Source organism: Aeromonas sp. 6P, assembly GCF_051919525.1.
Classification (GTDB): Bacteria; Pseudomonadota; Gammaproteobacteria; order Enterobacterales; family Aeromonadaceae; genus Aeromonas; species Aeromonas veronii.
The window spans coordinates 3,282,791-3,306,377 of record NZ_JBQBEO010000002.1; the positions used below are offsets into that span (position 1 = coordinate 3,282,791).

Sequence of the window (23,587 nt, forward strand, 5' to 3'; positions counted from 1 at the left end):
GACCCATTGGCCATCCCCTGCCCGATGTCTCTTACTTGGGTTGCAGCGAACCGCCGACCAGCTTCTCGCACAGCCCTTTGGGCATCACCACAAAGGCATCACCCTGAGCATCTTCCTTGGCGGTACCGGCGCAGGAGCTGCTCTTGGTCGCACAGTCATTTTTGCTGGCCTTGACCACGCCGTAGCACTTCTCCTTTTCATCGGCAGCCATGGCTGGCGCCGCGATAAATTGGGCGCCCAGCGCCAGCAGACCGGTCATGGCGGAGGCGATAGCAGTGCTTTTTTTAACATTCATGTTCATGTTCCTTTTGATGTCGTTGGATATTGCTGATATCCCCGATTTGTCGCAACCGGGTAGCTGCAATAGAACCGGCAAACGGGATATTCCCTTTCAAAAAAAACACACAAAGAGTTAAAAAACCCCAAGACAGATACTCAATCAATTGATTTTAAACAGCTATTTCATAATTGAAAATTTCTCGACGACCACCTATTAATGAACGAGGAAAGTGCCATATGGTGCTTTCATCCCGTTAATCTTCTTCACTACTTCCATCAAAAGAGATGCGTCAGACATAAAAAAGCCCCGCCAACAAGCAGGGCTGGATGCAACTTTAAAGAAACAAGAAATAAACAATCGGAGTGGCGTTGGGAGCCAGGAGTTGCGGCAAGCAGATAAAAAAAGAGACAGCTTTGGCTGTCTCTTTTTGCACATGGTGCGAATGGAGTTTAGTAGAAGATCCGCTCGCCACGCTCGCTCATTTTGAGCCAAACCGGTTTGGTGCTGGTTTTATTCCAGATCCGGTGCAGATAGCTGTAGAAGCGGGCACGATCGCTGCGAAACAGCATCACGGGGAAAGCCAGAATGCCCACCAGCAATACATAAATGCGACGAAGAATAATCTGAGTCAGGGAAAAGGGATGAAACATGATGTAACTCCTTACTGGTAAGACCACTGAGCAAAGATTACCCCACTACATGTAGGATTACTACATCACCAACGCATTTTTTTATAAAAAAATGGTGAAAAACGGGAAATAATGAAAACGGGTTACGTCATTAACCAACAGTTAACAAACTTGCGAAAATCGTGCGCTTTGCCACAGTTATCAGGGGAAAAACATGCAGTAGGGAGACACGCATGAAACTGCCGGAAGTGGCACTGCTGGTGCTGATGGTTGCCCTGACACGGGCACAACTGGAGGAGTGGCAACTGAATCGGGAAGATGCCATCGTGCTGGCCGAACGGGGCGTGCCCACCGTCAGCCTGTGGCAATGCGGCACACTGAAGCAACGGATTGCGGATCTCAACCAGCACAGTGCCGAGGTGCAGTTTCAATATCGGGGGCAAAACATGGCGGATGTGAGCCACTATCTCGAGCGCGAGTGGAAACAGGCTGGCTGCGAACAGTTACTGGTACAGCAAGGATACTGACCAATGCTCAGACTCGAAGAGTAATTATTGATATAAACAGAGAAAAGATGGAGGCACGTTCCGGAGTCGAACCGGACTAAACGGATTTGCAATCCGCTGCATAACCGCTTTGCTAACGCGCCATGCTGACAAGACTGATTGTCTTGAAAGTGAGTTCCATCGTTGGTGCGATGGAAAATTGGAGCGGGAAACGAGACTCGAACTCGCGACCCCGACCTTGGCAAGGTCGTGCTCTACCAACTGAGCTATTCCCGCATTACTGCTTTCGTGCCAGTTGCCTGACAACGAGGCGCATTATACGTACCACGAGCGCCAGCACAACCCCTTTTTCGCAATTTAAGCCCTGATGCAGACTGTTTGCTCAGGGTTTAAACGCCTTGCTGCATTTTTCTCCAGCCAGCTGTGACCCACCAAGCGAATTTGGGATAAAGTCGTTGAAATGATTACGCTTTCGTTCGAGACTTGAGCGGCTTAATAACCGGATTCTCAATTGAAAATCACAAGATGAAATGGATCTTCACGCTTCGTGGGCTCAGGCCGCAGTTAATGCTGGCTTTTTTCATGTTGGGCATGGTGCCCTTTTTGGTCATCACCCTCTTCTTTCTATACAGCCACGGCAAGGATCTCACCACCCAGACCTCCAACCATCTGGTCTCCGTCCGTAATATCAAGAAGAGTCAGCTCGAGGATTACTTCAACAACCTCAAAGAGCAGATCATCAACTTCTCCCAGCAGGATTTTGCTGGCAACAGTATCGGCCGTTTCTATGGCTTTACCGGCGCCTTCGAGAAGCTGGGCACCACACCGCAGGAGGCCCGCAGCCGTGCTCAGGCCCGCTATCTGCCAGGCTCCTGGGATCAACTGCGCAAACCGGACAGTCAGGTGGAGATCGAACCCTCCATCACGGCGCTTATCCTCGCCGACGAGATGTATGGCCGGGTGCACCAGCGCTTTCATCGCGGCTATGCCGACATGGTGCGCAAGTCCAACTACAGCGACATCTTTCTGGTGGACCTCAACGGTGATGTGGTCTATTCGGTCACCAAGCACCCTAACTTTGCCACCAATCTGCTCTCCGGACCTTATCAGGGCAGTGGCTTGGGCCAGACCTTCGCCAAGATCAAACGCCGCCTCGATGGCGGCCAGAAACCGCAGCAGATCTTCGAGTTCACCGATTTTGGCCGCAACGAGCTGACCGGGCAGGTGGTCGCCTACATGGCGGCGCCCGTGATGCAGTACGACTATGTGCGCGGTGTGGTGATTTTCGAGCTGCTGCCGGACAAGCTCAACCAGATCATGGCGGAGCGGGAGGGGCTGGGCGAGACCGGCGAGACCATCCTCATCGGCCCCGACAAGCGGATGCGCGCCGATGCCTGGCTGGCACCGGAGTTCAGCGTCGAGAACAGCTTCAGCCCCAACTTCCGGCCGCTGCAAACCCCCCTCATCACCAAGACGCTCTCCGGCGAGCAGGGGGTCGGGCTGTTCCACTCCTATCAGGATGACGAGGTGCTGGCCGCCTACACCCAGGTGAAGGTGTTCGATACCGAGTGGGCCTTTATCGCCGAGATCTCCACCCGGGAAGCCTATGCCCCCATCCGCCAGCTGGAAACTCTGGTGATTGTGCTGGGTGCGGGCTCGGTACTGCTGCTGATCCTCTTCTCCCGCTGGCTCTCCCACTCCATCACGGCGCCGCTGCGCTCCCTGACCGAAGCAGCCGAGCAGGTGGCCGACGGCGCGCTGGATCACCCCATCGCCATCGAGCGCACCGGCGATGATATCGACCGGCTGGCCGAGGCGTTTCGCCATATGCAGCGCTCGGTGAAGGACAAGATCGAACTGATCGAACAGCAGACCCAGGAGCTGCAACAGCAGGTCAAGCTGACCCACAAGCAGAACCTCAGCCTGCAGCAGGCGGACAAGCTCAAGGATGAACTGCTGGCCAACACCTCCCACGAGCTGCGCACCCCCATTCACGGTATCAAGGGGATGGCCGAGTCGATGCTCGCCAGTCAGCAGGATTTGACCGAAGGGCAGCAAAAGCAGCTCGGCCTCATCATCAAGAGCGCCGACGGCTTGGCCCGTCTGGTGGACGATCTGCTGGACTACCACCAGATGCGCTACGGCCAGCTGGAGATCCACTCCCAGCCCGTCTCATCCAAGGGGGTTATCCGGCTGGTGCTGGACCTCTGCCAGCATCTGGTGCAGGCCAAACCCCTCACTCTGGTGGATATCAGCCCGGCCGAACTGCCGCCGGTGCTGGCCGATGAGCAGCGGCTCGAACAGGTGCTCTACAACCTGGTGGGCAACGCCATCAAGTACACGCCGCAGGGCAAGGTGGTGCTCAGTGCCATCGTCGAGAACAACTTCCTGCGCATCAAGGTCACCGACACTGGCATCGGCATCGCCCCTGATCATCTGGAACACATCTTCGAGCCGCTGGTACAGATGAGCCCGGAGGTAAGCAAGCAGGGAGCCGGCCTTGGCCTCTCCATCACCCGCCAGCTGGTGCACCTGATGGGGGGCGAGCTGTTTGTCGAGAGCGAGCCGAGCGTCGGCTCTACCTTCGCCTTTACCCTGCCCCTTGCCACCGGCAAAGCGGCCAATCTGACTCTCGACAGCCGCCAGATCGAGCATCAGCTGGTGCGCCAGCAACCGCTGATCCTGCCGGACTGGGAGAGCGACGATCTGCCCCCTCCCCCCGAGGGTGCGCCGCTCATTCTGGTGGTGGATGACGAGCCCATCAACCTGCACATCCTGCGCCATCTGCTGCAGCCCTGCGGCTACCGCATTCTGCCCAGCAGTGACGGCCACGATGCGCTGGCCAAGCTGGCCGAGGAGCCGGTGGACCTCATCCTGCTCGATGTGATGATGCCCACCCTCTCCGGTTTTGACGTCTGCCGTCGCCTGCGCCAGCAGCACCCGAAAGATATGCTGCCGGTGCTGCTGCTCACCGCCCTCAACCAGCCCAAGGATATCGAGGAGGGCTTCGGGGCCGGAGCCAACGACTATCTGGTCAAACCCTTCTGCAAAGAAGAGCTGTTTGCCCGGGTCAAGGCACTGCTGGAGGCCAAGGCCGGACGCGCCTCGCTGGTAGAGAACCGGCTATTGAAGCAGGAGATCGAACATCGCCTCACCCTGCAGGATCGACTGCATCAGGATCAGCAGCGCCTGCTGGCCCTGCTCGGCGAAGGGGCCGACCCCATGATCTTTATCGACGAGCAGGGCACAGTGCTGTTTGCCTCCCGGGTGATGGCACGCCTGCTGGGGCAGGAGCCGGAAGCCATGGAGGGGCAGCCCCTCAATGAGTGGCTCGCCTCCCCGCTGCAACAGCAGTGGCCCGACCTTGCCAGCGAGCGGGAACACAATCTGGAGTTTCTGGTGGCCGGGCAAAAAGATGTGCTCAACGCCCGTGCCCTGCCCATCGCGCTCGGAGGACAGGCCGCTTTCGCCCTCACTCTGAGTACCGAGCTGCGTCAGGATGAGAACCGGGTAATGGCGCTGGAGAACGCCCTCAAGAACCTCTCGCGGCAAGCTATCATCGAAGATGAACAGCTGCTGGGTGAGCTGAGCCGCCTGGGTGGCGAGTTCCGTTCGCTGGCCGACGACCTCATTCGCCAGCAGGATGACGAGCCGCTGCGCCGGGCGCTGGTAGAGACCATGCAGCTCACCCTGGATGCCTGGCAGCAGGGGACCGGCAAGGGCAAAATCGTGCTGGCAGAGAAGAGCAAGCTGTGGCGGGTCTATATGGACAGATCCAGCCCGCAGACCCGCACCCTCGACAAATACCTGAGTCTGGACACCCTGCCCAAGTCGCCACGCTGGAAGACGGTAGTGGCCACCACCGAGTATGTGCTGGGCCACTGCCCGCTCAATGACCACCAGCGCCACCAGTTGCAGCACAGCGCCCAGACCCTGCGTCAACTCGCCAACCGCAAACCGTGACACGGCGCCCTAAACGGGCGCCGGATCACAATTGGCAATCTGGTTTCTTTTTGCACAAAACAAAGCCCCGCACAACTCCGAAACCGAGAGCAGATCCAATTCACAAATTTGTCATATACGCCATTTTCACATCCACTTTCTACGCGAGAGCAAATAACGCAAACCAATGATTCTAAACAGATAAAAAAGCATTTTGACGAGATTGACGTAACACCGTCAATTTTTACGAAAACAACGAAATCAATAGTTGTTGTTTTCCTGTTAATTCTGGTTTGCTTAGGGCGTTGGAAAACAGAACGACAAAGGTTAGACACCTGACCAACACAGAGGGCCGATTTCATCAGCATGCGAAACCGGTGCTCACACAAAACAAGGCGAACCCTCGGGAATGCCAAAAAATAAGAAAGGAAAACATATGCTTGCCAAAGTATCCAAAATCTCTACCGCTGTAATGCTGGGAACCATGATGCTTGCCGGTGCCGCCGGTAACGCCATGGCCGCAGAAAACAAAACCGTGCTGACCATGGTCGCACAGCAGGAAACCGCCTGGGTCAAGAACTTCAACCCCTTCCTGCAAGCGGGCTTGCTGCACACCACCCGTCACTTCATCTATGAACCACTGGTGATCTTCAACGATATGCAAGGGGGCAAACCCGTCTATCGTCTGGCCACCAACTATGCGTTCAGCGATGACCTGAAATCCGTCACCTTCGATCTGCGTGACGGCGTGAAATGGTCTGACGGCGAAGCCTTTGATGCCGATGACATCATCTTCTCCTTCAATCTGGTCAAGGCCAACAAGGCGCTGGATGAGCGCTCAATCTGGACCCAGATCAAGAGCGTCGAGAAGCTCGCCCCCAATAAGGTCAAATTCGACCTGACCGAGGTCAACACTAACGTGGTGAACGATCTGGTGCTGGTACCTATCGTGCCGGAGCATCAGTGGAAATCGGTGAAAGATCCGGTTGCCTTCACCAACGACAAGCCGGTTGGTACTGGCCCCTTCACCGAAGTGGACAACTTCTCCGCCCAGCTCTATACCCAGTGCCGCAACCCGCACTACTGGGATAACGCCAACCTCGCCATCGACTGTATCCGCATGCCGCAGATGGCCACCAACGACCAGGTGCTGGCGGCTGTCATGAAGGGTGACATCGACTGGTTCGGCTCCTTCGTGCCGGATATCGAGCGCCTCTACGTCGGCAACGATCCGAAGAACAACAAATACTGGTTCCCGGCCTCCGGTACCGTGGCGTTCAACGTCAACTTCCAGACCAAGAACCCGGGCAATAACGAAGCCTTCAACGATATCAACTTCCGCCGCGCCTTCTCCATGGCGATGGACCGCCAGTCCATGGTGGATATCGCAGGCTACGGCTACCCTACCGTCAACGAGTACCCGTCAGGTCTGGGCAAAGCCTTTGACTCCTGGAACAACCCGGAAGTGGACAAGAAGTACGGCAAGTACAACAAGTTCGACTTGGAAGGGGCCAAGGCCCTGCTGAAAGAGGCAGGCTACAAGGATTGTGACGGCGACAAGTTCCTCGACACCCCGAGCTGCAAAAAGATCGAGTTCAAGGTACTGGTACCGAACGGCTGGACCGACTGGGTCAACACAGTACAGATCGGTGTAGAAGGGCTGCAGGCACTGGGCCTGAACGCCAAGACCGCCACCCCAGAAGCAACCGTCTGGACCGAGAACCTGATCACCGGTGACTTCGATGTCGCCCTGCAGGGTTACTTTGCCGGTGCCAACCCGCACAAGTACTTCGAGACCGCGTTCCACTCCCGCAACATGGGTGACCGTGGCAACCGCTTCGCCGCGCCCCGTTACAAGGACCCCGAGCTCGACAAGCTGATCGATGACTTCACCCAGACCGCCGATGCGGCCAAGCAGAAGGAGATCATGTTCGCCATCCAGGATCGTGTTGGTGCCAACCAGACCATCATTCCGGTCTTCAACAACCCGACCTGGTATGAGTACAGCACCAAGCGCTTCAACGGCTGGTTCAGTGCTGATAACCCGGTAGCCAAACCTCAGCTCCACCCGGACACCCCTGAGCGTCTGCTGCACGTGTTGTCCCTCAAGCCAAACAGCTAAACAATCCCGGCCCCCTGCGGGGGGCCATCTTCCCCGTTAATCCCCTTCTTGCCCGGCACCGCCGGGGTTGGGGTAGCTATACCCGACGCGGGGCAGACTTGCAGTAAAAGGTACTATCATGGGATTCATACTGAGACGCTTTTCCTTCTATCTGGTTGCCTTTCTGGTAGCCGCCACCATCAACTTCCTGTTACCCCGTGCCATGCCAGGGGATCCTGTCTCCGTGATGTTTGCCCGCGCTGGCGCCATGATGGAACCCGCCGCCCTGGAAGCCCTCAAAGCCACCTTCGGCTTTGTCGACGGCCCCATCGGCACCCAGTTTCTCACCTATGTGAAGAGTGTCTTCACCTGGGATCTCGGCACCTCGGTGCGCTTCTACCCACAGCAGGTCTCTGACGTGCTGGGCCGTGCCATCGGCTGGACCCTGTTTCTGGTCGGCACCTCCACCATCCTGAGCTTCTCCATCGGTTCCATCGTCGGCATCTTCGCCGCCTGGTATCGCGGCGGCCGGATGGACAGCATTCTCTCCCCGCTCACCCTGGTGATGCAGGCCATTCCGCCGGTGGTGGTCTCTCTGCTCGCCCTGTTCCTGTTCGGGGTCAGCCTCGAGTGGCTGCCCATCGGCTACGCCTACAGCCCGGAGATCAAGGCTGACTGGGGCTGGGAGCACATCAAGAGCATCATGACTCACGCCATCATGCCGGTGCTGACCCTGGCCGTGGTGCAGGTGGGGGGCTTCCTCATCACCATGCGCAACAACATGATCAACCTGCTGGGCGAGGATTACATCACCATGGCCAAGGCCAAGGGGCTCTCCAGCAACCGGGTGATCTTCAACTATGGCGCTCGCAACGCCATTCTGCCCAGCGTCACCGCCCTCTCCATGGCGCTCGGCTTCGTTATCGGTGGCTCTCTCATCACCGAGGTGATCTTCAACTATCCCGGCCTGGGCCTGACCCTCTATCAGGGCATTCTGGCCCGCGACTACCCGCTCATTCAGGGGCAGCTGCTCATCATGACCATCACCATGCTCAGCTTCAACTTCCTGGCCGACGTGCTCTACGTCTTCCTGGATCCCCGTCTGCGTACAGGAGGCAAATAAGATGCGTATGCCGACCATTCTCAAAATCCTGCTGGGCAACAAGAAGGCTGCCTGTGGCCTCGCCATCGTGGTTGCCTTCGTACTGATGGCCCTCTTTGCCCCCATTCTGGCCAGCAACGAGCCGACCAAACGGGTGGCTCGCCCGCACCAGCCGCCCAGTGCCGAGTTCGTGATGGGTTCCACCCGCATGGGCCACGATATCTGGGCCCAGTTCACCAACGGCGCCCGTATCTCACTGATGGTGGGCTTCAGCGCAGGCCTGCTGGTCTGCACCCTGGCCGTCGCCATCGGCATCACCGCCGGTTACTTCGGCGGTCTGGTGGATGAGTGCCTCACCTTCCTGATGAACGTGGTGCTGGTGATCCCCAACCTCCCCTTGCTACTGGTGCTGGCGAGCTTTATCGGGGAGGCGTCACCGGCGGTGATTGCCGTGATAATAGGGTTGACCTCGTGGGCCTATGGCGCGCGGGTCATCCGTGCCCAGACCCTGGCCCTGCGCGAGAAGGAGTTCGTCATCGCCGCCGAAGTGCTGGGCGAGCCGGCCTGGCGCATCATTCTGGTGGAGATCCTGCCCAACCTCATCTCCATCATCGGGGTGAGCTTTATCGGCTCCATCATCTACGCCATCGTCACCGAAGCGACCCTGGAGTTCCTGGGGCTTGGCGACCCGACCGTGGTGAGCTGGGGCATCATGCTCTACAACGCCCAGACTTCCAGCGCCATTCTGGTCGGCGCCTGGTGGGAGATCCTGGCTCCCTGCTTCGCCATCGCCACCCTGGGTGCCGGTCTGGCCCTGCTCAACTTCGCCATCGACGAGATTGCCAACCCGCAGCTGCGCTCCCACAAAGGGTTGAGCCGCTGGAAGAAACTTGCCACCCCGGTCGCAACACCACTCTCTGCCGCACAGGAGAAGACAGCATGAACAAGCATCCCCTGCTGTCAGTACGCAATCTTTGCGTCGACTACATCACCGAAAATGGCGACGTGCGCGCCGTCAACTCGGTGAGCTTCGATATCAGACAGGGCGAGATCTTCGGTCTCGCCGGTGAGTCGGGTTGCGGCAAATCCACCGTCGCCTTCTCGGTAGCCCGGCTGCACAAGCCGCCTGCCTACATCAGCGGTGGCGAGATCCTGTTCAAGGGGGAGAACATCCTCCACTACAACGACGAGCGGCTGCGCTCCTATCGCTGGCAACAGGTGTCGGTGGTGTTCCAGTCCGCCATGAACGCCCTGAACCCAGTGCTGCGGATGGAGGAGCAGTTCTGCGACGTGCTGCTGGCCCACAACCCCGGCCTGACCCGTTACGAGGCGATCAAGCGCGCCCAGGAGCTGCTCACCATCGTCGATATCCACCCGAGCCGGCTCAAGGACTACCCGCACCAGTTCTCCGGCGGCATGCGCCAGCGGCTAGTGATTGCCATCGCCATGGCGCTCAACCCCGAGCTGCTCATCATGGATGAGCCAACCACGGCGCTCGATGTGGTAGTACAGCGAGAGATCCTGCAGAAGGTCTATGCCCTGAAAGAGAAGTTCAACTTCTCCATTCTGTTCATCACCCACGACCTCTCCCTGATGGTGGAGTTCTGCGATCGCATCGGCATCATGTATGCCGGTGAACTGGTGGAGGTGGCTCCTTCCAAGGCGATCCTGACCGCACCGCTGCACCCCTATACCAGAGGGCTCGGCAACTCCTTCCCGCCCCTGCACGGGCCGAAGAAGGTGCTGGAGGGGATCCCGGGCACACCGCTCAACCTGCTGGAGGTGCCGGTCGGCTGCCGCTTTCAGGCCCGCTGCGGCAAGGTGCACGATCGCTGCCGTCAGGAGTACACCAGATTGGCCGAGATCCGCCCCGGGCAACAGACCGCCTGCCACCTCTATGAGGAGCAGGGACTGCAACAAGATTCCGTGATCTATCTGGACAAGGCCGCTGGCTGTTAAGGATGTCTGTCATGCAAATCGCCAAAACCGATGCACCCATCATCGAAGTCCAGCACCTCTACAAGGACTTCCCCATCAACTCCAATGCCATCAAGAGTGGCAAGATGCGGGCGCTCTCCGACATCACCTTCAACCTGCACCGGGGCCGCGCCCTGGCGGTGGTCGGGGAGTCGGGCTCTGGCAAGAGCACCATCGCCAAGATCATCGCCAAGATGTACAAGCTCAGTGCCGGGCGCATTCTCTATCGCGGCCACGATCTGGAGGAGTTCAACAAGGGCACCGCCCTGCTGGACTATCGCCAGAGCGTGCAGATGGTGTGGCAAGATCCGTTCGGTTCGCTCAACCCGACCCACACCATCTATCACCACATCGCCCGCCCCCTGCTGCTGCACAGCAAGGTGATCGACAAGAAAGAGCTGCCCGACATGGTCTACGCCCTGCTGGAGAAGGTCGGCCTGACCCCCGCCAAGGCAACGGCGGCCAAGTATCCGCACCAGCTCTCCGGCGGCCAGCGCCAGCGGGTCAACATCGCCCGCAATCTGGCGGTGGAGGCGGAGGTGGTGCTGGCGGACGAGCCGACTTCCATGCTCGACGTCTCCATTCGCATCGGCATCCTCAACCTGATGGAGCAGATGAAGAATGAGCTCGGCGTCTCCATGCTCTACATCACCCACGACATCGCCACCGCCCGCTATGTGGCGGAAGATCTGGCGGTCATGTATGTGGGGCACATGGTGGAGTGGGGCGAGGTGGACGAGATCCTGCACCACCCGCAGCACCCCTACACCCAGCTGCTCATCTCGGCGGTGCCTGACCCCGAGAAGAGTATCCACGCCGAGTTGGAGGGTGGCCGCAAGGGGGAGATCCCGCTCTGGACGCCGGAGTCCTGCGGTTGCCCGTTTGCCGGGCGCTGCAATCAGGCAATGCCCCGCTGCAAGGAGGCGCTGCCCCCCATCACCAAGCTTGCCGACAACCACTTCGTGCGCTGCTACCTCTACGAGTGAGGGTGAGCCTTAGACCGGCCGGACAACCCTGTCCGGCCATGCCTCGATACGGGGCGGCCACAGCCCCGTGATGTGCCTCACCGCCCGGCGGTGAACCACAGGAGTAATACCTTGATGGAACTCTTGATCAATCAGGTGGGCTACGAGTGCGACGGACACAAGGTCGCCCTGTTGCAAACCTCCCCCGCCCCTGATCTCGGCGGCTATGTCAGGCTGCAACGCCTTGATGATGGCCAGATCCTGTTTGAAACCCCGCTGCAACCGGCTGGCAGCGTCCCCGGCTGGCAGGGCCGCGCTTACTGGCGTGCCGACTTCTCCGCCTTCAAGGAGCCCGGCGACTATCGGCTGGAGGCGATCATTGCCCCCATAGGCGCAGCCGCCACAGAGCAACGCATAGTCCGCTCCACCCGTTTTGCCATCGGCCAGGATCTGCTGGCCAGCCGCTGTCTCTCCGATGTCATCCACTACTTCAAGGGGCAGCGCGCCAGCGGCACCTTCGATCGGGCCGACCGCAGCGCCCGCCTGTTTGGCACCGACCAGCACAGAGATGTGCACGGCGGCTGGTTCGATGCCAGCGGCGACATGAGCAAGTACCTGAGCCACCTCTCCTACGCCAACTACCTCAACCCCCAGCAGACCCCCATGGTGGTGTGGGCTCTGCTCAAGTGCAGGGAACTGCTGGCCCCGCGCCGCGATATCGACGGAGTGAACCTCTGCAAGCGGCTCAATGACGAGGCGCTGCACGGTGCCGATTTCCTCTGCCGGATGCAGGATGAGTCGGGCTTCTTCTACATGACCCTGTTCGACAAGTGGAGCAAGGATCCCGCCCAGCGCGAGCTGTGCGCCTATGCCACCCAGCAGGGGCTCAAATCCGCCAACTGGCAGGCGGGTTTCCGCCAAGGGGGCGGCATGGCTATCGCCGCGCTGGCCCGCGCCGCCCGCGAGAGCGTCAGTGGCGACTTCGATGCCAGCCGCTACGCCGAGGCCGCAAAACGCGGCTACCTGCATCTGCGTGAACACAACCGCTCCTATCTGGATGACGGGGCCGAGAACATCATCGACGACTACTGCGCCCTGCTCGCGGCGGTAGAGCTGACCCGCACCTTCGGCAACGAGTGGCTGAATGAGGCGAGAGCCCGCGCCAGCAAGCTCTGCGCCCGCCAGCGCCCTCATCCTGAGCTGGGTCACTACTGGTCGGCCAACGAGGATGGCTCGCGCCCCTACTACCACGCCGCCGAGGCGGGTCTGCCGGTACTGGCGCTGCTGGAATATCTGGGTGTAGAGCCGGAGCAGGAATACAAGGCTAGGGTACAAACCGTGGTGGCGCAGGCGCTGGCCGCCGAGCTGGCGCTCTGTGCCCGCGCGGGCAACCCCTTCTCCCTCGCCCGCCAATATGTGAAAGGGGTGGATGAAGCGCCGCGCGTCAGCTTTTTTATGCCTCACACCAACGAATCCGGTTACTGGTGGCAAGGGGAGAATGCCCGCCTGGCCTCGCTGGCTGCCATGGCCTTTGCTGGCGCCCGCCACTTCCCCCACCAGAGCCAGCCGCTCATCACTTACGGTCAGCGCCAACTCGACTGGATCCTCGGGAAAAACCCCTTCAACGCCTGCATGCTGGCCGGCCACGGCATCAACAACCCCGTCTATACCGCCGGGTATCCCAATGCGCAGGGGGGCATCAGCAACGGCATCACCGCCGGGTTTGATGACGAAAATGAGGTGGCCTTTATTCCGGAGGAGTACAAGGATCGGCTAGATCAGAACTGGCGCTGGGGCGAGCAGTGGATCCCCCACGCAGCCTGGTTTGCCCTGGCCATCACCTGGCTGAGTGCGCAGGGAAATGGAGGTCGACATGATTGAATACTGGGTCGGTGTCGATGGCGGGGGCACCCACACCCGCGCCCGCATTCGGGATCGGGCGGGCAAGCTGCTCGGAGAGGGGCGCGCGGCAGGATCCAATCTGGAGCTGGGCATCCCCCATGCCCACGCCAATGTACTGGCTGCCATCGCCAGCGCCCGCCTTGCCGCCGGGATCGCTATCGAGAGTGAACAGCAGATGGGGGTCGGACTGGCGCTCGCCTCCGCCGAGCTGGCCGACTGCTATCACGCCCTGCTCGAGATGCCCTTCCCCTTCGCCAGCGTCAGGCTCACCTCCGATGCCTTCGGTGCCTGCCTCGGCGCCTTTGGCGGCCGTGAGGGGGCCATTCTGATCGCCGGTACCGGCTCGGTGGGGCTGGTCTATCAGGAGGGGCAGATCCGCACCTGCTCCGGCCGCGGCTTCCCCATTTCAGACATAGGCAGCGGCGCCTGGCTGGGGCTGCGCGCCATCCAGCAATCCCTGCTCTGCCACGACGGCATTCTGCCCCCCAGCACCCTCGCCATCCGCCTGATGGACCGCTTCAAGCGGGATCAGGCCGAGGTGGTTCGCTGGGCCGCCCGCGCCATTCCGGCGGACTATGGCCACTTTGCCCCCTGGGTGTTCGATGCCGCCAGCGATGGCGACGAGCTCGCCAATCAGCTGCTGGACGAAACCTGCGAACAACTGCGGATCCTGCTGGAGGGAATGACCCAGCTCGGTGCCAGACAGATCGCCCTGCTGGGGGGGATTGGCACCCGCCTCGCTCCCCGTCTCGGCCAGCTCAACCTGATCCCCCCCCAGGCAGATGCGCTCGATGGCGCCATCCTGTTTGCCCAATCAGAGGATTTTCCATGTCTACACCCCTGATCCACACCCAGGTAGCCCGGCGTGACGGCGAGGATGTCTGGTTCACCTTCACCCTCTCCCGCATGCCTGATACCAAGTGGAAGCTGCACTTCTGTCTGGCTCGCCATATCGACCCCGACTCCTTGCAAGGGGGCGAGCTGGAGCGCCAGAGCGGCAGCTACAAGGTGATTGTCCCAAAAACTGGCAGCTGCGAGCTGCGCTTTTGCTGCCGCCAGACCCCCATCAAGAAGCTCTCCGACATGCCGCAGGGCTTCTTTCTCAGCCTGCCGGAGGCGACCACAGGTGCCCAGCTGCTGCCGGTGACGCTGGCCGCTCAGGATCTCGGACTGGAGAACCCGCCGGTAACCCGCCCAGATCTGCCGGATGTCGAGCCCCTGCCCGGTATAGTGCCACAACCGGCCCATCTGGTGCTGCTGGAGGGGAACTTCCGGCTGGCCGAGCGGGCTCATGTCAGCGCTCCCCGTGATGTGCCGAAATTGCTGGCCCACTTCAACGAGCTGACGTCGCTGGCGCTGGAGCAGGATCACGACGCTGAAATCCGGCTGACCGAGGCCAAGCTGGCCCCCGAAGCCTACCAACTCACCATCACGCCGCAGGAGGTGGTGATTGCCGCCGCCGACGAAACGGGCTGGCGCCACGGGCTGGTCACGCTGGCCCAGTGGTATCTGCAACATGGGGAGAGCCTGCCCTGCGTCACGCTGGAGGATGCCCCGCGCTTTGGCTTTCGCGGCATTTTTCTCGACTGCGCCCGCCACTTCCACACTCCGGCCACCATCAAGCGCCTGCTCAAGCTGATGAGCCTCTACAAGTTCAACCGCTTCCACTGGCATCTGACCGATGACGAGGGGTGGCGACTCGAGATAAAGACCTTCCCGGAGCTGACCGACGTGGGTGCCTGGCGCGGCCATAATCTGGCGATCGACCCCCAGCTCAGCGGCGGTGCCGAACCCTATGGCGGCTACTACACCCAGAGCGAGGTGAAGGAGCTGGTGAGCTATGCCAGTGAGCTCGGCATCACCGTCATTCCCGAGATCGACATCCCGGGCCACTGCCACGCCGCCATCAAGGCGCTGCCCGAGTTGCTGATCGAAACGGCAGATCACTCCCGCTACCGCTCGGTCCAGCATTTCGATGACAACGTGCTCAACCCCGCCCTGCCCGGCACCTACCGCTTCCTGGAGGCGGTGCTGGACGAGGTGTGCGAACTCTTCCCCGGCCCGCAGATCCACATGGGGGGTGACGAGGTGCCGACCGGGGTCTGGACCGACAGCCCCGCCTGCCAGCAGCTGATGGTCGAGCAGGGCTACGCCGACTGCCGCGAGCTGCAGGGCCATCTGCTGCGCCACTGCCAGCGCTATCTGGCCGCCAGAGGCAAACAGATGATTGGCTGGGAGGAAATACTGCATGGCGACAAAGTGAGCCGCAAAGCGGCCATCTGTGCCTGGACCAGCTTTCAGGCGGGGCTGGACGCTGCCGCAGCCGGTTATCCGGTGGTGATGGCGCCCGCCCAGTTCCTCTATCTGGATCTGGCCTGGAGCGCCGATATTCATGAACCCGGCCTCTACTGGGCGGGGACCCTCAATCTGGAGCAGGTTTATGCTTGCGATCCTGCCCCAGCCGATTTCCATGCCAACGATAACATCCTCGGGGTGCTGAGCCCCTTGTGGTCAGAATTGATCACCAGCCGTGATCGTCTCGACTACATGTTGTTCCCGCGCATGCTGGCCACGGCCGAGGTGGCCTGGAGCGATCCCGCCCACAAGGGCTGGGAGCACTTCGCCGCCCGCCTGCCGGGTCAGCTGCAGATCCTCGATCAGTTGCAGGTGCGCTACCGGATGCCACAGAGGTAATGTTGTCTCTACTTTGGCGGCCAATCGGCCGCCTTTTTTACGATTAGCCAACAAAACATCAACTTCCCCCTACCATTCATCCGCCATTATTGGCAAAATCCAGCCCCCAATGAAGCTGGTCTGCCTCCTGCTGGCGCGAGCCTGCGGCCACCTCCAGATCTGCCACAATAACAACGACAACATTATCAACAAGAACATCGGAGCGTATTCCTATGGCCCGCAGAGATGTCCATACCCTGGATAGCGAAGTGGAGTTTCCTGCCGACGTACAACTGGTCTCCACCACTGACCTGCGCGGGGTGATCACTTATGCCAATCCGGCTTTTTGCACCATCGCCGGCTATAGCGCCGACGAGCTGGTCGGTCACAACCACAATCTGGTACGCCACCCCGACATGCCCAAGGCCGCCTTCGCCGATCTCTGGGCCCGCCTCAAGGAGGGCAAACCCTGGCGCGGCATCGTCAAGAATCGCTGCAAGGATGGTCGTTACTACTGGGTAGATGCCTATGTGACCCCCATCTATGAAGGCAACAGGATCAGCGGCTACCAGTCGGTACGCTGCAAGCCCGAGCCCCAATTCAAGCGCATCGCTGCTCAGACCTACCAAGCTCTGCTCAAGGCCGAGCGTGGCAACAGCAGCAACCTACCCTCTCTTGTCAGAGTGCGCACCCCGGCCATTACCCTGCTGCTGCTCGGCATGATGGGCTGGACCTTCGCCAGCCAAGGGGCCATGACCGTCCTGCTGATGCTGCTGCCCCTGTTGCTTCTTGGCGGAGCCTACTGGCGCGAGCTTTTTGCCCTGCCCCACTATCTACAGCAGCTGGGCCGCGAATATGACAGTCTGACCCGGCTGGTCTACTCCGGTGACAACCCCGGCGCCATTGCCGATTTTCATATCAAGATGCTGCAGGCTCGCATCCGAACCGTGTTGGGGCGGATCAACGATGCCACGGCACCTCTGCAAACCTTGGCCATCAATCTGAAGCAGGCCTCTCATCAGGCCTGTCTCGATATCAACGAGCAAGATGCCCAGACCCAGCAGATGGCTACGGCTATGACTCAAATGGCCAACACAGCTCACGAGATCGCCCGCAACATTCAAGACTCCAACGGTCAGGTCAACGAAGCTCGCAATCGTTGTGAACAAACCAACCAGCAGTTGAACCAGACCGAGCAACAGATCGAACAGCTCGCCAAACAGGCAGAGCTGGCGTTCAACTCGGCGGTAGAGCTCGCCAGTGAATCCGAACGGATTGGCAGTGTCATGGGCGAGATCCAGGGCATCGCCGAGCAGACTAACCTGCTGGCCCTCAACGCTGCCATCGAAGCCGCTCGCGCCGGGGAGCAGGGCCGTGGTTTTGCGGTGGTCGCAGACGAGGTGCGTACTCTATCGACCCGCACCCACAAGGCGACCGAGCAGATCCAGGGCAGCATCAAGCAGATCCAGCACACGCTGGGGCGTTGGAAGGGGATGATGCAGGAGAACCTGCAACAGACCCGCGCATGTGCCGAGATGACCCGCCAGGGCGCCAGCAGCCTCCATACCGTGCTGGCAGAGATAGAGCTGGTCACCGAACACTCCACCCAGATCGCCACCGCTGCAGAGCAGCAACAAGCGGTCGTGGAGGAGATCAGCCGCAGCATCCACCAGATCTCCGAGTACTCCCACGCCAACAGTCAGAAGATGCTGGATGTCGATCACTCCAGTCAGGCTCTGCTGGAACGGGCCAAGCAACTGAAGGGGCTTAGCCAGACCTTCGGCTGAATCATTGCCAGCCTCATGACAGAAGCGCCACAATGGCGCTTCTGTTGTTTTTGACGAATCGGGTCTATGAGCATTGAATCAAGTCCATCCCCATTGAACAAAGCTGCCCGTATCGAAGCGATCATCGCCTTGATCCCGGCAGGCCGGGTGGTCAGCTATGGTCAGGTGGCCGATCTGGCGGGGCTGCCCGGACGGGCAAGACTGGTAGGCAAGGTGCTGCGGGAAACCGACAAGGTACTGCCGTGGCATCGGGTGCTGGGCGCGGCGGGCACCATCTCGTTACCGAAAGGATCGCCAGGCTTTGCCGAGCAGATGGGACGATTGCAACAAGAGGGGGTGCCAGTGATCGGTGGGCGGGTCAGAATGAAGGAGTGGCAATGGCAGCCCGATCTGGCCGAGCTGCTTTTTCTACTGCCGTTTTGAGGGGATCACAGCCGGATCACTCCAGCGGCGCCAGGATCTCGTCGCTGCGCACCTGCACCGGTATGGTCTCGTCCGCGCGCTGAAGCAGCACCAGCAGACTCTGCCGGTCAACCTCCAGCACATAGGCCGCCCCTTCCCGAGTCATGCAGCTCATGCCCGGCCGGATCTCGTTAATCTCCATCTCAACCTCCTTGTCTACTTCGCGATTGACGACAGCTGCACTCCTTGCAGCTGTCTCAGTATACCGCTATCCATAAGCAAAGAGGCCCCTTGTCGGGGCCTCTTTTCATCAGGCTTTTTTAGCCTTTGGCAAACTCTCTTGCCAGGTACCGTTGTCGTAGTGAGCGGTCCAACCGGTCGCCTTGCCGTTGACCTCGCTCATCACGTACTGCTCCTTGGTCTTGCGACTGAAGCGCACGATGGCGGGGTTGCCGTCCGGATCGGTGAGCGGGGCACCGGCCAGATACTTGTGCTTGGCAGAGATGCGATCCTTGAAGCGCTTGAGCTCTTCCACCAGCGGCGCGCGGGTCTCGCGGGATTTGGGGAAGTTGCTGGCAGCCAGGAACAGACCGGCAGCCCCGTCACGCAGCACAAAGTGAGCATCGGACTGGGTGCACTTGAGCTCCGGCAGCGGCACCGGATCCTCCTTCGGCGGCGCGATGTCGCCGTTTTTCAGGATCTTGCGGGTGTTCTTGCAGGTCTCGTTGGTGCAGCCCATGTACTTGCCGAAACGGCCGTTCTTGAGCTGCATCTCGGCTCCGCAACGGTCGCACTCGATGCTCGGCCCTTCGTAGCCCTTGAGCTTGAACTGGCCCTTCTCGATCTCGTAGCCATCGCAATCCGGGTTGCGACCACAGACGTGCAGCTTGCGGCTGTCATCGATAATGTAGGCATCCATCGCTGTACCACAGACACCGCAGCGGTGCTTGGCGCGCAGCGCTTCGGTTTCCGCCTCTTCGCCGTCAGTGGCGGAGACAAACTCGTCGGCAGAGACCAGGTTGATGGTCTTCTTGCAGCGCTCTTTCGGCGGCAAGGCATAGCCGGAGCAGCCGAGGAACACGCCGGTGGTGGCGGTACGAATACCCATCTTGCGGCCGCAATCCGGGCAGTCGATGTCGGTCATCACCATCTGGTTGGCACGCATGCCGCCCTCTTCGGGCGCCTTGTCAGCCTTCTCCAGCTCCTGGGTAAACTCGGCGTAGAAGGCGTCCAGCACCTTCTTCCACTCCAGGCTCCCTTCGGCGATGCCATCGAGCTTGTCTTCCATCTTGGCGGTGAACTCGTAGTTCATCAGCTCGACGAAGTTCTCCACCAGACGATCGGTGACAATCTCGCCCATCTTCTCGGCGAAGAAACGGCGGCTCTCGACCCGCACATATCCGCGATCAACGATGGTGGAGATGATGGAGGCGTAGGTTGACGGACGGCCGATGCCGCGTTTTTCCAGCTCGCGCACCAGCGCAGCTTCAGTGAAACGGGCAGGCGGCTTGGTGAAGTGCTGGCGCGGATCCAGCTTGACCAGTTTCAGCACCTCGCCAACGGTCACCGCCGGCAGCTGACTATCTTCACCCTTGCGACCCATCGGCGGCAGAGCCTTGGTCCAACCGGCGAAGCGCAGGGTACGGCCACGGGCCTTGAGCTCGAACTCACCCGCCTTGACAGTCAGGGTGGAGGAGTCGTACTGAGCCGGGGTCATCTGGCAGGCAACGAACTGACGCCAGATGAGGTCGTACAGACGCATGGCATCCGGCTCCATCCCTTCCAGCATCTCGGCAGTCACCTGTACGTTGGAGGGACGGATCGCTTCGTGCGCTTCCTGAGCATTGGCCTTGGCGCCATACAGATTCGGCTCGGCTGGCAGATAGGCCGCGCCATACTGCTCGCCGATATATTCACGCACCGCCTCAACCGCCTCTTTGCTGAGGTTGGTGGAGTCGGTACGCATATAGGTGATGTAACCCGCTTCATAGAGACGCTGGGCCATCATCATGGTCTTCTTGACCCCGAAGCTCAGCCGGGTAGAGGCCGCCTGCTGCAGGGTAGAGGTGATAAACGGCGCGGACGGCTTGGAGCCGGTCGGCTTGTCTTCCCGGTTCACCACCTTGTAGTCGACCCCTTCCAGGGCCGCCACGGCGGCAAAGGTCTCGGCCTGGGTCACCGGCTTGAAGTCGGCCCCGTTGCGGCTGACCACTTCCATCCGCAGATCGCTCTTATCGGCGGTCAGCAGGTCGGCATTGAGATCCCAGAACTCGACCGGTACGAACGCCTTGATTTCGCGCTCTTTATCGACGATGAGACGCACCGCAACGGATTGCACCCGACCGGCGGAGAGACCGCGGGCCAGCTTTTTCCACAGCAGCGGGGAAACCATGTAACCCACCACGCGGTCGAGGAAACGACGGGCCTGCTGGGCATTGACGCGGTCAATATTGAGTTCGGACGGCTGGGCAAACGCCTCCTTGATGGCGCTCTTGGTGATCTCGTTGAACACCACGCGCTTGTAGCGGCTGTCGTCGCCACCGATGATCTCGCGCAGGTGCCAGGCGATCGCCTCTCCTTCTCTATCCAAGTCGGTTGCGAGATAGATGGTGTCGGCTTTCTCGGCCAGACTTTGCAACTCGCTGACCACCTTCTCCTTGCCGGGCAAAATCTGGTAGTTAGCCTGCCAGCCAGCGGTCGGATTGATACCCATCCGGGCAAACAGGGCCTTGCGATCCTTGGCAGCCTTCTCGGATTCGCTCAACTTGATGCCGCGAATGACAGGTTTCTTGGGCTCAGTGCTGGCGCTGCCGCTGGTGGGCAGATCGCGAACATGACCAACGCTGGATTTCACCACGTAGTCCTTGCCCAGATATTTGTTGATCGTCTTGGCCTTGGCCGGAGACTCCACTATGACCAGTGATTTGCCCATGCTGTAACTATTATCCTCATTGCACCCGACGGGGTTGGTGTGCGGTTTTGTGGGGCTGTATAAGAGATTTGGCGCGAAAAAGCAATCTTGTGAGCAAATTTGCCTGACCAGCCCGAACCACACGGCTTCTTTTATTGCTTCTTTATTTATTAATGCGAAGGCAGCAGGCCGGACGCAACCGCTTTTTCAATTTTCTGCCATACCGCCCCTCTTTTTATATCTGAAACGACATAAAAACGTCTGCTGGTTACCGGCTTGTTACAAAAACATAAAATCTCTTTATAATGGCCCAACCCCGACGCATTGTGCGCGGAAGGAACCGCTACCCATCATAAAAATCGAAAGGATGTACTCAATGAAGCACTTCGAGGTCAATTTCGACGGTCTGGTCGGCCCGACTCATAACTATGCCGGCCTCTCCTACGGCAATGTTGCCTCCCAGAGCAATGCCCAGGAGGCTTCCAATCCGAAAGAGGCCGCCAAACAGGGGCTGCGCAAGATGAAGGCGCTGACCGAGCTTGGCATGACCCAGGGGGTGCTGGCGCCGCAAGAGCGTCCCGATCTCGCTACCCTGCGCCGCCTAGGCTTCACCGGCAACGATGCCCGGGTGCTGGAACAGGCAGCCAAGCAGGCTCCCGCCGTACTGGCTGCCTGCTATTCGGCTTCCAGCATGTGGACTGCCAACGCCGCCACCGTCTCCCCCAGTGCCGATACCCAGGATGGCCGCATTCACTTCACCCCCGCCAACCTGACCAACAAGTTTCACCGCTCCCTGGAGCCCGACGTCACGGGCCGTATCCTGCGCGCCGTGTTCAATAATGATCGCCACTTCAGCCACCACCTCCATCTGCCGGAGAATGACCACTTCGGCGACGAGGGGGCGGCCAACCACACCCGCCTCTGCCGTGCCTATGGCGAGGCGGGGGTCGAGCTGTTTGTCTATGGCCGCAGCGCCTTTGACTACTCCCGCCCGGCGCCGAAGCGCTACCCGGCCCGCCAGACTCTGGAAGCAAGCCAGGCCATCGCCCGCCTGCATGGCCTTGGCGAGGAGAGCGTGGTGTTTATTCAGCAAAACCCGGAGGTGATCGATCAGGGGGTATTCCATAACGACGTGATCGCGGTGGGCAACCAGAACGTGCTCTTCTTCCACCAGCAAGCGTTCCTCAACACCGAAGCGGTACTGACCGAGATCCGCGGCAAGTTTGGCGAGGGGAATTTGCACTTTATCGAAGTGCCGACCGCCGAGGTATCCGTGCTGGATGCGGTAAAATCCTACCTGTTCAACACCCAGATCCTCACCCTGCCGAGCGGCGAGATGGCCATTATCGCCCCCACCGAGTGCCGCGATAATCCGGCGGTGTCGGCCTATCTTGGCAAGCTGCTGACGCAGGAGACTCCGATCAAAGCGGTCCACTATATGGATGTGAAACAGAGCATGCGTAATGGTGGCGGCCCGGCCTGCCTGCGACTGCGGGTTGCCATGAACGATCAGGAACTCGCCGCGGTCAATCCGGCCTGCCTCATCAACGACAGCCAGTTTGCCCGCCTCGATGGCTGGGTCGATCGCCACTACCGCGACCGCCTGACCCTCGATGACCTGCGGGATCCGGCACTGGTGCAGGAGTCCCGCAGCGCACTGGACGAACTGACCCAGATCCTGAAACTGGGTTCGATCTACCCGTTCCAGCGCTAGATGTGATGCCCGGGAAGACCGCCGACGCTGGCGGTCTTCTGCTATCTCTCTTGTATTCACCACGATCGCCAACTTGCACGGATGCTGTTTTGTGCAGAAAAGCAGCGCACAACTTGCTGATAAGCTTGAATTTTGAGCTGGATGTATCAAAAAATCGACGAACAGTCATTTTTTACTGCCAGATGCCTCATCAAGGGGTTCACAAAGCCTCTGGATCTGATAGTATGCGCCTCGCACTTGGGGAGGGGTTCCCGAGCGGCCAAAGGGATCAGACTGTAAATCTGACGGCTCTGCCTTCGAAGGTTCGAATCCTTCTCCCTCCACCATTCAAGTGCAAAGTAGTGACAATCAGGATATACCACGTGGAGGGGTTCCCGAGCGGCCAAAGGGATCAGACTGTAAATCTGACGGCTCTGCCTTCGAAGGTTCGAATCCTTCTCCCTCCACCATTTCCCTGATTGCAATGGCTGAATACAATTTGCTTTGCCCCTGTGGAGGGGTTCCCGAGCGGCCAAAGGGATCAGACTGTAAATCTGACGGCTCTGCCTTCGAAGGTTCGAATCCTTCTCCCTCCACCATCATTCAAGAAAACCCGGTCTCGCGCCGGGTTTTCGCTTTCTGCCATTCTCATCACACTTTTCCGACCTTGTCAGATCTGACAGTTGCAATTGCATCCCATCTTGCTCATCGTGGCAT

Annotated in this window: 17 protein-coding genes and 5 tRNA genes; 16 read left to right on the plus strand and 6 right to left on the minus strand. The window is 59.8% G+C overall.

Annotation, left to right across the window (positions count from 1 at the left end):
- Positions 1–31: 31 nt before the first annotated feature.
- Entirely contained in the window at positions 32–295 is a 264-nt protein-coding gene (locus tag ACTG2J_RS15120; protein WP_005334862.1) for a BufA1 family periplasmic bufferin-type metallophore, read from the minus strand.
- Between the two features lie 434 nt (positions 296–729).
- On the minus strand, positions 730–930 hold the full coding sequence (locus ACTG2J_RS15125; protein ID WP_005334863.1) for a YbfA family protein: 201 nt from the start codon (positions 928–930) through the stop codon (positions 730–732).
- Between the two features lie 212 nt (positions 931–1,142).
- Here ACTG2J_RS15125 and ACTG2J_RS15130 point away from each other — a divergent pair, with 212 nt between their 5' ends.
- Positions 1,143–1,436 carry a hypothetical protein gene (locus ACTG2J_RS15130; protein WP_005347702.1) on the plus strand — a complete coding sequence of 98 codons (294 nt, stop codon included), beginning with the start codon at positions 1,143–1,145 and terminating at the stop codon, positions 1,434–1,436.
- 48 nt (positions 1,437–1,484) lie between these two features.
- On the opposite strand, the gene ACTG2J_RS15135 is transcribed toward ACTG2J_RS15130, so the two are convergent.
- Together ACTG2J_RS15135 and ACTG2J_RS15140 are read right to left on the minus strand one after the other, a co-directional pair.
- A tRNA-Cys gene (locus tag ACTG2J_RS15135) sits at positions 1,485–1,558 on the minus strand.
- Positions 1,559–1,615: 57 nt separating this feature from the next.
- Positions 1,616–1,691, minus strand: a tRNA-Gly gene (locus ACTG2J_RS15140).
- A 249-nt stretch (positions 1,692–1,940) separates the two neighbouring features.
- Here ACTG2J_RS15140 and ACTG2J_RS15145 point away from each other — a divergent pair.
- The 11 genes from ACTG2J_RS15145 (at position 1,941) to ACTG2J_RS15195 (ending at position 18,287) form a co-directional block, all read left to right on the plus strand.
- Complete coding sequence (locus tag ACTG2J_RS15145; RefSeq protein WP_429150960.1) at positions 1,941–5,378, plus strand: ATP-binding protein; 3,438 nt, start codon at positions 1,941–1,943, stop codon at positions 5,376–5,378.
- A gap of 415 nt (positions 5,379–5,793) precedes the next feature.
- Positions 5,794–7,479, plus strand: coding sequence for an ABC transporter substrate-binding protein (locus ACTG2J_RS15150; RefSeq protein WP_005353816.1), 1,686 nt, complete (start codon positions 5,794–5,796; stop codon positions 7,477–7,479).
- Between the two features lie 118 nt (positions 7,480–7,597).
- Positions 7,598–8,581, plus strand: a complete 984-nt coding sequence (locus ACTG2J_RS15155; protein WP_005353818.1) for an ABC transporter permease — start codon at positions 7,598–7,600, stop codon at positions 8,579–8,581.
- Between the two features lies 1 nt (position 8,582).
- Positions 8,583–9,503, plus strand: coding sequence for an ABC transporter permease (locus ACTG2J_RS15160; protein WP_118853482.1), 921 nt, complete (start codon positions 8,583–8,585; stop codon positions 9,501–9,503).
- On the plus strand, positions 9,500–10,519 hold the full coding sequence (locus tag ACTG2J_RS15165) for an ABC transporter ATP-binding protein (protein ID WP_042054504.1): 1,020 nt from the start codon (positions 9,500–9,502) through the stop codon (positions 10,517–10,519). The genes ACTG2J_RS15160 and ACTG2J_RS15165 overlap by 4 nt, the downstream gene beginning before the upstream one ends.
- An 11-nt stretch (positions 10,520–10,530) precedes the next feature.
- Complete coding sequence (locus ACTG2J_RS15170; protein ID WP_005353824.1) at positions 10,531–11,523, plus strand: ABC transporter ATP-binding protein; 993 nt, start codon at positions 10,531–10,533, stop codon at positions 11,521–11,523.
- Between the two features lie 114 nt (positions 11,524–11,637).
- Entirely contained in the window at positions 11,638–13,383 is a 1,746-nt protein-coding gene (locus ACTG2J_RS15175; RefSeq protein WP_439997919.1) for a glycoside hydrolase family 9 protein, read from the plus strand.
- Positions 13,376–14,248 (plus strand): BadF/BadG/BcrA/BcrD ATPase family protein, encoded by an 873-nt coding sequence (locus tag ACTG2J_RS15180; RefSeq protein WP_040069082.1) that lies wholly within the window; start codon positions 13,376–13,378, stop codon positions 14,246–14,248. The genes ACTG2J_RS15175 and ACTG2J_RS15180 overlap by 8 nt, the downstream gene beginning before the upstream one ends.
- Positions 14,233–16,098, plus strand: coding sequence for a beta-N-acetylhexosaminidase (locus tag ACTG2J_RS15185; RefSeq protein WP_439997641.1), 1,866 nt, complete (start codon positions 14,233–14,235; stop codon positions 16,096–16,098). The genes ACTG2J_RS15180 and ACTG2J_RS15185 overlap by 16 nt, the downstream gene beginning before the upstream one ends.
- Positions 16,099–16,310: 212 nt before the next feature.
- Entirely contained in the window at positions 16,311–17,864 is a 1,554-nt protein-coding gene (locus ACTG2J_RS15190; protein ID WP_113740426.1) for a methyl-accepting chemotaxis protein, read from the plus strand.
- A gap of 66 nt (positions 17,865–17,930) precedes the next feature.
- Positions 17,931–18,287 (plus strand): MGMT family protein, encoded by a 357-nt coding sequence (locus ACTG2J_RS15195; protein WP_113740425.1) that lies wholly within the window; start codon positions 17,931–17,933, stop codon positions 18,285–18,287.
- 16 nt (positions 18,288–18,303) lie between these two features.
- Here the strand turns inward: ACTG2J_RS15195 and ACTG2J_RS15200 are convergent, their stop codons facing one another.
- The gene (locus tag ACTG2J_RS15200; RefSeq protein ID WP_005334891.1) at positions 18,304–18,468 is read right to left on the minus strand and encodes a hypothetical protein; all 165 of its coding nucleotides are present in this window, start codon (positions 18,466–18,468) and stop codon (positions 18,304–18,306) included.
- A 108-nt stretch (positions 18,469–18,576) separates the two neighbouring features.
- On the minus strand, positions 18,577–21,198 hold the full coding sequence (gene topA / locus ACTG2J_RS15205; RefSeq protein ID WP_005362158.1) for a type I DNA topoisomerase: 2,622 nt from the start codon (positions 21,196–21,198) through the stop codon (positions 18,577–18,579).
- Positions 21,199–21,553: 355 nt separating this feature from the next.
- On the opposite strand from topA, the gene astB reads away from it, so the two are divergent.
- From astB to ACTG2J_RS15225, 4 genes are all read left to right on the plus strand, one after another.
- Positions 21,554–22,891 (plus strand): N-succinylarginine dihydrolase, encoded by a 1,338-nt coding sequence (gene astB / locus ACTG2J_RS15210; protein WP_100653219.1) that lies wholly within the window; start codon positions 21,554–21,556, stop codon positions 22,889–22,891.
- 241 nt (positions 22,892–23,132) lie between these two features.
- Positions 23,133–23,217: transfer RNA gene (locus ACTG2J_RS15215), tRNA-Tyr, on the plus strand.
- A gap of 38 nt (positions 23,218–23,255) precedes the next feature.
- A tRNA-Tyr gene (locus tag ACTG2J_RS15220) sits at positions 23,256–23,340 on the plus strand.
- Between the two features lie 44 nt (positions 23,341–23,384).
- A tRNA-Tyr gene (locus tag ACTG2J_RS15225) sits at positions 23,385–23,469 on the plus strand.
- Positions 23,470–23,587 lie beyond the last annotated feature (118 nt).